12 protein-coding genes are annotated in these 8,766 nt (G+C 59.6%); 1 reads left to right on the top strand and 11 read right to left on the bottom strand.

All coding sequences use genetic code 11. The features are described from left to right. The 5 genes from AC1DD7_RS24295 to AC1DD7_RS24275 form a co-directional block, all read right to left on the bottom strand. A partial coding sequence (locus AC1DD7_RS24295; RefSeq protein ID WP_441432274.1) for a hypothetical protein occupies nucleotides 1-603 on the bottom strand: 603 nt, incomplete at its 3' end. Between the two features lie 117 nt (nucleotides 604-720). After that, nucleotides 721-876: a hypothetical protein gene (locus tag AC1DD7_RS24290; RefSeq protein WP_441432273.1), complete on the bottom strand. Its 156-nt coding sequence runs from the start codon at nucleotides 874-876 to the stop codon at nucleotides 721-723. Nucleotides 877-979: 103 nt separating this feature from the next. After that, entirely contained in the window at nucleotides 980-1,123 is a 144-nt protein-coding gene (locus AC1DD7_RS24285; protein ID WP_441432272.1) for a hypothetical protein, read from the bottom strand. A 578-nt stretch (nucleotides 1,124-1,701) separates the two neighbouring features. Continuing rightward, a complete protein-coding gene (locus AC1DD7_RS24280; RefSeq protein ID WP_477516906.1) occupies nucleotides 1,702-2,058 on the bottom strand; it encodes a hypothetical protein in 357 nt (118 codons plus the stop codon). A 237-nt stretch (nucleotides 2,059-2,295) separates the two neighbouring features. Next, nucleotides 2,296-2,619: a hypothetical protein gene (locus AC1DD7_RS24275; RefSeq protein ID WP_441432271.1), complete on the bottom strand. Its 324-nt coding sequence runs from the start codon at nucleotides 2,617-2,619 to the stop codon at nucleotides 2,296-2,298. Nucleotides 2,620-3,499: 880 nt separating this feature from the next. On the opposite strand from AC1DD7_RS24275, the gene AC1DD7_RS24270 reads away from it, so the two are divergent. Further along, nucleotides 3,500-4,063, top strand: a complete 564-nt coding sequence (locus tag AC1DD7_RS24270; protein ID WP_441432270.1) for a hypothetical protein — start codon at nucleotides 3,500-3,502, stop codon at nucleotides 4,061-4,063. A 152-nt stretch (nucleotides 4,064-4,215) separates the two neighbouring features. Here AC1DD7_RS24270 and AC1DD7_RS24265 read toward each other — a convergent pair whose 3' ends face one another. The 6 genes from AC1DD7_RS24265 to AC1DD7_RS24240 form a co-directional block, all read right to left on the bottom strand. Continuing rightward, on the bottom strand, nucleotides 4,216-5,511 hold the full coding sequence (locus tag AC1DD7_RS24265; RefSeq protein ID WP_477516905.1) for a rep family protein: 1,296 nt from the start codon (nucleotides 5,509-5,511) through the stop codon (nucleotides 4,216-4,218). 94 nt (nucleotides 5,512-5,605) lie between these two features. Next, on the bottom strand, nucleotides 5,606-5,842 hold the full coding sequence (locus AC1DD7_RS24260; RefSeq protein WP_477516904.1) for a helix-turn-helix domain-containing protein: 237 nt from the start codon (nucleotides 5,840-5,842) through the stop codon (nucleotides 5,606-5,608). Between the two features lie 31 nt (nucleotides 5,843-5,873). Continuing rightward, a complete protein-coding gene (locus AC1DD7_RS24255) occupies nucleotides 5,874-6,887 on the bottom strand; it encodes a hypothetical protein (protein ID WP_441432266.1) in 1,014 nt (337 codons plus the stop codon). After that, nucleotides 6,887-7,117 (bottom strand): hypothetical protein, encoded by a 231-nt coding sequence (locus AC1DD7_RS24250; protein ID WP_441432265.1) that lies wholly within the window; start codon nucleotides 7,115-7,117, stop codon nucleotides 6,887-6,889. Before AC1DD7_RS24250 ends, AC1DD7_RS24255 begins: the two co-directional genes overlap by 1 nt. Beyond that, nucleotides 7,114-7,365: a hypothetical protein gene (locus AC1DD7_RS24245; RefSeq protein ID WP_441432264.1), complete on the bottom strand. Its 252-nt coding sequence runs from the start codon at nucleotides 7,363-7,365 to the stop codon at nucleotides 7,114-7,116. Before AC1DD7_RS24245 ends, AC1DD7_RS24250 begins: the two co-directional genes overlap by 4 nt. An 88-nt stretch (nucleotides 7,366-7,453) precedes the next feature. Continuing rightward, the coding region (locus AC1DD7_RS24240; protein ID WP_441432263.1) for a hypothetical protein at nucleotides 7,454-8,766 on the bottom strand (1,313 nt) is incomplete at its 5' end.

Below are 8,766 nucleotides of genomic sequence, written 5' to 3'. Positions count from 1 at the left end.
GATGACGTAGCCATACGGGCACTTGATGTCGAATTGCTGGGTGCGCCCAAAGGTGGGTTTGTAATACGACCAGGGAGCCACGATCGTATCGGCGTACGGAGTGCCGGAACCGTTGGCTTGAGGGTTGCACTTCAAGTGAGCAGAGACGGTGTAATAAGTATCGGGCGTGCCAGCCGGGGGAGCCGTGGTGGCGATGGCCACGCGAACGGTGGCATTATCCAGTTGGGTGAAGCTGGTAATGGAAACGCGCGGATCAACGACGCCACCAGGGCCGGGATTAGTAATGCCATTGTTGTTCACGAACAGTTGGCCGGGATTGAACTGGATCCAGAAGTCTTTTGTGGCGTACAGGCCAATGCCGATGCCGACGACGGCGGCAACGGTCCAGCCGATGGGATTGGAGACAACCGCGGCTGTGACGACGGTGCCGCTAACAGCCTCGACAGCACCGGCGATAACAGGGGCGGAGATCAGGCCACCGTCAGCGAATGCCTGGGCGTTGGACGGTGTAGTGACAATCAGGGAAACGGACACGATGCCCGCAACGGCAGCGAACGCGAATGGCCGGGCTATCCGGCGAAAGAGTCGACGTACACGGAGCATCAGTGCCCCCTCTCAAAGTTGGGAAATTAAAGCGACAATGGCGGGGCGTGGTTCCCTGGGGTGGAACCGGCAATATCGGGTATGCCAGTTCGCGGAACCATGCCCCGCCGTACGAACTCAGATCTTGCCGAGGACGCGCTTGCCGATATTCCACGCAACGAACGCGATAGCGACGCCGAAAACGACGGGCATGGACGTTCCAACAACAGCCAGAGCGGCATCAACACCACCGCTGATAGCTGTATCTACTGGACCTGCAACCAAAGGAACCATTTGAATTCACCCCCTAAAATGGGATCAGGTTGGGCGCCGGTGGAAACTCGCAAGGTTTTGACCACCGGCCCCCGCCGCTAAAGAATCCGCCGATTGACGGACTCTAGATCTTGCCCAGCACGCGCTTGCCGACGTTCCATGCAACGAACGCGATAGCGACGCCGAAAACGACGGGCATGGACGTCGTGATAACGCCGGTTGCGGAACCTACAGCACTGGCAAGGGCTGCACTAACAGCTGCTTCCATGGGATACACCCCCCTTCAAATATTCCGTAGTGACCCGCACGCGCTACGCACGCCAGGAGTTGAAAATTGCGATCATGGCCCCGAGCAGCAAACCGCCGCCTATGGCCAGCCCGTAAGCCGACCCAAGTTGAGACATGTTTTCCCAGATCACCGGCGACGCACCCACCAAACAGCCACGCAGAGGGAGAGCAGGAAACCGAGGAAGCACAGGCCAGCCAGCCCGAGAGAAATAGCACTCATAAGCTGATCGAGGCCGATCATGGGAGCCAGCTATCAGAGCCGAACAACAGGTAGACAAGGAACCCGAACACGGAGACGAGCGAGGCGAAGAAGGCGGCGAGATCCATCAATCCCGCCCCCGGTACGCCACGCCCCAGAGCAGGACCAAAGAGACACCGATGGAGACGGCAAGAGCCACGGACACCACAGGCGACGCCATAAGCGACTTGACGTGATCGAGCAGCATTAGTTTGTCTTTCCGATCATGTGGAGCAGCGCGAACCCCAGGAGCGGAAGGGACATGAACGCCAGGAATCCGGCGATACCGCCGACGACGGGAAAGACAAGATCCTGGGCAGTCATGGAGTCACGGACGTTTCATCTGTGACGCAAGCAGAGCGGCGGCCAACAGAAGTAACAGCACCAGACCGACTGTTATCCCTGTGAATTGCTCGCCGTCGAGGACTACCGTCGTCGGTCCCGAGGGTGGAGCCGTTACGGTAACTGTCGCTGTAGGAGTTGACGAAGGCGTCACGCTCGAAGAAGGGGAGGGAGTTGGCGACGGATCGGACGAGGTTGTCTGTGGTTTCAGCCCGAAGCTGGCGTTTGACCTCGCGGATATTGCGAACTGCACGCTGGATACCTCCGATGAGATACCCTGCGGACCCGCCAATAACGGCGGCAATGAAGTAGGCAGAGAATACATATTCGTCCATCACCGTCCCCTAACGCACGTGCAGCCGGGACGGTGTTGGACCGAATAAACATCGAGAATGCCGAACCGTTCGACAATGGGACGGCAGGAGATTTGAGAATTGAGCGAAGCTTGAGCTACTTGAGAGGCAACTACTGCGGTTGACGACATAACATGTCCTTAGCCTTGCGAGAAGTAGAGTTCTAACAGGGTCAGGGGTCCGGCTGGTAACCGGACCCCGCCTTAACAGGCGAGGACGTTACGCGGCAAGCTCGGAAGCGTCGGACTCGTCCGGCCAGAGATCCAGCACGCGCGCCTGAACCTCGGAACCATAGATCGAAACCTCAACGAGGTAGTCAACCTGGTCGCCCTTATCGACGGAGCGGGTCCGGAGGTTTTCAAAAGTGCCGGTGGAGTCACGGCGGGGGAGTTGGACAACGGTAACGTTCTGATCGGCAACCAGAACGTTTGCGGATTCAATCCGCCATTCCTCGCCAGCGCGAGGCCCGTTCTTGATAATGCCCGAGCGAGCAGAGACGGCCAGAACGCTACCGCTGACGCGGGCTAAAGCTACTGATGCCATTTTTTTACCTCTTTTTTGTTTTCCGGTAGAGCGGGACCCAGTTGGTTTCTGGGCTAACAAGACTTACCTTAAACGATGGATTTAATGCCCCTGTGACAATTCCGATAACGGTTCGGTAACGAAGCGTTTATCCGCGTAACCCTGCCGAAAAACTGTGCTAATCCCGACAAAATTTCCCTGGACTAAATGCCATGTCGTCAGGTACAAGCGGACCCACCAAAGCAACGGCAGTTTACTGCCCTGCCGAAGGGCAGTGGAAGAGCTATTCGTAAGTTACCTAGCCGGGGCCGCTGCGCGGCCCCTCTGAAGAGCGGCAGAGGGTCCAGCAGGGGGCGGAGGGAACCGAAAAAGCAGGGGAAACCAGAGGAGCATACCAGCACGAGAGGGGCGGGGAGCAGTACCTGGGGCCTGGGTCCTCTCAGGCGCATGGCTGGGTCCGGAGTGGCCAGGGAAGGGACGGAAGCCTACCGGCATAAAAAGGTCAGCGGCAGAGCGTCCCGACGCCGGGGGAAGGGCACCAGCAGCAGCGGGGAGCCTTGCGACTTCCGGAGTTTTGGAGGATCCAGAAAATTTTCGCGGTTTTGTCGGCAAGCCGGGGGGAAGCCTGGGCACTGGTCAGTCTCCCATGGGCTGAAGCCCGAAGCGCGGCAGTCCCACCGCAGAGAATGAAACGGGTTTTCTTCAGCCTGGACGACACCGGCCCCGGGCATCCACCACCGCCTGTCGGAAACCGGAAAGTTTCTGGCCGGGATCTAAAGAAGGCATGGGGGCTACCGCTGGACTTCTGGCGGTGATTACCACAGTCGGGGGCGGAGACGATCACCACCACAAAACGTCAATAAGTCTTGACGCCCGACCCAACGTCAAGTAAACTTGACACATGGAGAAGAACACAGCCCAAGCCACAGCATCCCTTCAAAAAGCCGCAGACGAACTGAAAGCCGCGCAGGGTTTCGTGCTGCTAGCAGTCCTGGACGCCCGTAAATCCGGCACCAGCTGGGCGGCAATCGGCGAAATCCTGGAGATTTCCAAACAAGCCGCACAGCAGAAGTACGGGCCATTCGTGAAGTCCCAACTGGAAGCGGAGGCACGGTGGACCGAGCAGGAGAACGCGAACAAGCCACCGGAAGCGGCAACACTCGTTGACGAGCACGTGGCCGGCACTTCGGTTACGCCGTCAATTTTTCTTGAACCGAAAGCGCCGGCACCAGCCCCCAAGCCGATCTACGAGCCGCTACCCGACTACACGAACCCGCACGGCTGGGGCGCAGACGAGTGGCAGCAGGACAACCCGAAACACTTTCTGGTCAGCGACGACAAGCCACTAAGGCCAAGGACGTGCAAGTACTGCGGGCAGAAGGACCACCGCAGCAACCCTGGGACGTGGATTTACCCGCAGTGCACGCCAACCTGGGGAGATCCCCGCTACGTCTTAGAAAAGTGATCCCTGGGAAGGGGCCGACGCGAGAGCGTAGGCCCTTTCCTCGTCCTCGGGGGACATTGGGGCGTCGTCGGGCAGATCGTCCGGTACAGGAGCCGCCAGGGCCGCTGCAAGGGCATTCCAACGGGCTTGACCGAATGGCCAGGGCGCACCCATCAGGCCGCGACCAGGACCAGGGACCGGGAGAACTCACCGGGCGAATAGAGCTTGTGACCATCGACGCGGCAATGTTCCCGTAGCCACGCAAACGCCAGCGTCATATCCTCGTCAGCCTCCACAGCTTCCAGGAGCTCTTCGACCCGAGGCTCAACGGCTTTCCATTGCGCGTCGCGCAGTTCCAGGACAACATCCCCGGCAAGTTCATCATCGGCAATTTCCTCGTCGGTCAGCTCTACGCCGAGTTTGAGAGCTTTACGGAGCCAGGGTGACCAGGTGAGTTGCCGCTTGCCCTTGCTGGCTTCTTCCCATTCCCACCAGAGCGCCATGTCTTCGGACACCACGCCGTCAGCATCGACAGCGCCGCCGTCCATGGCATCAGCGAGAATCTGAAAGGGCGTACGGTTCCCGAGACGGCCATTCTTCCCTTGACCGCCAGCAGCTTCCCAACCGAGCTTGCCAGCCTTATCGCGACCGCCGAAAGTTTGCTTCGAAAAGTAGTCGGCGACTTTGTGTTCATCGGCAGGGCCAACCAAGCGAACGTCAACGCCATGTTTCAGCGTGGGAGAACCGAACCCGGCAGCTTTGAGCGAGTCCCGCCACCGACCAAACATGGAATCCCCGAGCTTCATGGCCTGATCGGAGGTAATACCGCCATGGACGAACAGGAGCGCGTGAACGTGGACATGCCAGCCGTTCTTGCCCTGGGTGGTTTCCACGACACGAGCGAAGCCAATCCGGCGACTTCTTTCGACCTGCCCCGCGCGTTTACCGGTTTTGATAACACGGTTGACCGGGACGCCGTATTTCTCTTGCTCGTCTTTCCAGGCACGGCCCGAGGTTACGTTGCCCCAGCCAGCAGAGATCCCGCGCGTCCACAAGTCGTTGAGCCGTTGCCCGGCACGGTGACGCATAGTCAGGGTGAGGAAAATGACACGGCCCGAGGGAAGCGGAGCAGGGGCGTTCTTAGGCTGTGGACCGTAAGCGGGAGTGTGCCACGCGGAGACGGCAGCAGCTATGTCCTGCGCGCGGACGGCATTGATTTTGTGGGAGCAGACAGGGCAAGCCCAAACGGAACCGCAGTGCTGCACGTTGCCGACACCGGCAAGACGATCATCACCGACACCGGACGCCTTGATAACGACAGACTGGCCCTTGACGGCATCACGACCGCAGTAGCGGACCCGCTTAAGCGAGGAATGGAACCCCTGGAAACGACGGGCAGTGTACCGGGCGCGACGACGGGACTGCCGAGCTACTGTCTTTCGGTGCGCCTTTGCCGGTAAGCTTGTCAATGCAAGCACCCTTCCTGTAGTAAAAAAACTTTTGAGCGAGTTTGGGAAGTGCTGACCGGCCCAGTGTTTCCGCACATGGGCCGGTTTTTTTTGGCTACGTTTTGCCCAGCCAGTCACGAACAGTAGGCCGGGAGATCCCGGCAAGACGGGCAATTTCAACCTCAGTCAGGCCAACGGCAGCCGCAGCGACAACGACAGAACGCAGCCGATCCTTGCACCGGGTGACAGCATCGAGGGCATCATCCAACTCGGAGCCGCGAAGAATGAGACTTTTACGCGCGTTGTCCTGGTCGCGTTCCAGCTTCGGAGCCTTGAATTGTCCCATACCCATGTCAGGCACTTTACACAGATTCACAGCAGTATCAAGCATGAACATGCCCACCACCGGCAACAATTTCAACTGTGTCACCATCGACGACGGCGGCAGCGTCGGCAGCGCGACGACGGGCACCGCGAACCGTGGCCGGGGAATCACAAGTGCACTTCTGGGGAGTACGGCGACCGCCGCAGTGATCGCAGCGGCCCGAGTCGGTGACCTGGCCAAGCTTTTCCACGTAGCCGTGTGTGTCGTAGACCGATTCGGCAGCGGAGCCGGGACGCCAGAACAGGGTGCGAACTACGGGCTTAATTTTTTCGCGTTTCGCCGTGGTCCATTCATCGAAAACGTTGGCATCGAAGGTACGGGCGTACATGAGCCGTCGAGCGCCCCAAATCCGTCCTGTGTCGTGTTGGTGTTCGCCCTCGATATCGCAGGTTTCATAGACGAGCGTTTCGGAATCGACCGACAAGGTTTCGATATCGTGTGGCCCGTCGAAGGGAACGCCGTCTTTGTGAGCGACCGGAAAATAGCCCATGGTGAGGGTGACACCCTGGGAGACCTCGCGAAGAACCTTGGAAGCACGCGACCAACTGGGGGCCGTCCAGCGACAGACGACCTCGCGACGGCGAAGTTCCTGTAAAGATGCCTTGACGCCAATGGGGATATCGTCGCCAGTCGTGGAGGCAACCGCGCCGCCGACCTCGTCAAGGATCAGATCGACGTGTTCACAGAAAATGATCTGCGAGTAGTCAGTGAGCGGAACATAGAGCGGATGCGGTGCGCCGGAAGGCGTGACGAAAGGCATGGTCGAGAGGACCCTACGGACGCCGTGAGTTTGGCCGCGCCGTGTGTGGAGGTGGTCCGGATTGTCGCAGGACCAGGGAACGCCGCGCAGTGTCGGGATGGAGTCCTGCGCGGCGAGCAACGATTTTCCCGCGCCGTTGGGACCGATGTACCCCATGATGGGAAGCCCTCGGCGGCGCTTAACAGCAGTCGCCTCGGGGGTGAGCAGCGGACCACGGTTCAGGGTGGAGATAAGAGCGGAGACGACAGACATTAGAGCAACCCATCTTTTGAGCGGTGGCCGCGCATCAGCGAAGCTTCGGAGCCAATAACCGGGGAGCGTTTACGGGCATAGAAGAACCAGACGGCAACGACGACCAGGAGGCCGAACGCGACGCCGGAAACGAGCGGGGGAAGGACGGACATGACGAAAAGGAGCCAGCCGATAAGCGCCAGGACGAGGACGCCAAGCGGGACCAGGAGCAGGAAGCGGAAAATTTTCATGCTTTCGTGGCACCCCCACGCAGGACACCGACGACGATCCAGACAATGAGTGAGACGCCGATCATGGGACCGCCGAGAGCAAAGAAGGCTGTGAACAGTCCGAACATTTCGGTAACGGGGAGAAAGTAGTTCATGTCTCCAAACCATGTGAAATCGAGCAGCGAAACGGGCATACCGGCCATGTGGTTTTGGGACATGAGCCACTGCACCATGTCGAGGATCCAGTTAAAAATCGCATCTGTGACCATTAGGACCGGCCCCCCGTCAGGCCGGTACTCCGGCCGCTGGCGCGTCCGTCCGTTCCGTTGCAGCCGGGGCGACCGGCCCCAAGTGTTCTCATTTGTGATTCCCCGGAGCCACACGAAGAAATGGTATGGAGGCGTACCAGATAGAACGGATCAGCGGCCAGACCATGGCGGTAGCCATCATGGCGAAGATGGCCACGCGGGAGCCTCTGAGAGCAGCCGTAAAGGACGAGTCACACACGACGTTCCAGGAGTGGCCAGCTATAGCGATATTCCAGTCTGGACAAGCAGCCGTATGAGGGGCGCTCATGCCGATACCAGCAACCCAGGAGAACGGGGGAGAAGCGACGGCGGTATTGGTGATGTTTTGCATTCGTGTCTGCAGGGCTGTCTGTTGCGAGGTCTTGGGGATGAACGCACAGCCCAAAGGTTTCAGCACCCATTCGACGGGATTGAACATGCCCCAGCCGGTAGGGAAGCACTCCTGCGAATTGGAATCCGCAGACGGGCTTGTCTGCCCAGCGTCGCCGGGGGCGGGAGTCGTGCCGGTGGTAGTTCCAGTACCGGGGAGTGTCTGCGGAGCGGGATTATTGGGCAGTGGACTGCCCTTGAAGTCGGTGTTATCCGACGTGTTGGGATCGCCGTCGGTATTAGCCTGTGTGGCGGTCCTGCCACCGGGATAATAGGCACCTTCCAACGGTGCGCAGACGGCGAGAGCGACGGCATAGGGTCCGTGTTTGCAGGAAACGCGAGTGTGGGTGGAGTCTGCCTGATCGACCTGGGTCCAGTGTTCGCACTCGAGGTTTCCAATGGTGCAGGGCTTGCCGTCGATGGAAATTTCAAGCTTGCAGCCAGCGCCAGGCTTGGTCGGATCACACAGCGGTTCGTTCGGATCGACCGTGGGAGCGTTCGTTTCCCATACGCGGGTGGTCGTGCCGTCCAGATCGTTGAAGGCGTCGATATGCATCTTGCCGGTGTTGTGGCCCTTACCAGCAGCAGCACAGGACGGAACCTTGACAGCCCCCTTGTCCCCCTGGACGGCGGCATTACCGTCAGTCGCAGCAGTCACAGTGCCAAGCTGCCCGTTATCACTGATGCACTCAGCCGAGACAGTGTAGTGAGTCGTAGCCCCCCTGGGGTCACCGGACATTCCATTTTGGATCAGGGTGCCCCAGCGCATGACCTTTGTGGGACCACCACCGGGACCGGAGGCAGTGAGCAGAGGATCACCACCGGCAGGGCCGACGATAGCGCCGATGACGTAGCCATACGGGCACTTGATGTCGAATTGCTGGGTGCGCCCAAAGGTGGGTTTGTAATACGACCAGGGAGCCACGATCGTATCGGCGTACGGAGTGCCGGAACCGTTGGCTTGAGGGTTGCACTTCAAGTGAGCAGAGACGG

Source organism: Paenarthrobacter sp. 10L412 (assembly GCF_056395565.1).
Note: the sequence above shows the minus strand (reverse complement) of the source record. Positions and strands in the feature narration are given on the sequence as shown.

Coding starts and splice junctions, on each gene's coding strand:
- AC1DD7_RS24275 (WP_441432271.1), bottom strand. CDS start 2,619: ATGGCATCAGTAGCTTTAGCCCGCGTCAGCGGTAGCGTTCTGGCCGTC.
- AC1DD7_RS24255 (WP_441432266.1), bottom strand. CDS start 6,887: ATGTCTGTCGTCTCCGCTCTTATCTCCACCCTGAACCGTGGTCCGCTG.
- AC1DD7_RS24285 (WP_441432272.1), bottom strand. CDS start 1,123: ATGGAAGCAGCTGTTAGTGCAGCCCTTGCCAGTGCTGTAGGTTCCGCA.
- AC1DD7_RS24290 (WP_441432273.1), bottom strand. CDS start 876: ATGGTTCCTTTGGTTGCAGGTCCAGTAGATACAGCTATCAGCGGTGGT.
- AC1DD7_RS24270 (WP_441432270.1), top strand. CDS start 3,500: ATGGAGAAGAACACAGCCCAAGCCACAGCATCCCTTCAAAAAGCCGCA.
- AC1DD7_RS24280 (WP_477516906.1), bottom strand. CDS start 2,058: ATGGACGAATATGTATTCTCTGCCTACTTCATTGCCGCCGTTATTGGC.
- AC1DD7_RS24245 (WP_441432264.1), bottom strand. CDS start 7,365: ATGGTCACAGATGCGATTTTTAACTGGATCCTCGACATGGTGCAGTGG.
- AC1DD7_RS24260 (WP_477516904.1), bottom strand. CDS start 5,842: ATGGGTATGGGACAATTCAAGGCTCCGAAGCTGGAACGCGACCAGGAC.
- AC1DD7_RS24250 (WP_441432265.1), bottom strand. CDS start 7,117: ATGAAAATTTTCCGCTTCCTGCTCCTGGTCCCGCTTGGCGTCCTCGTC.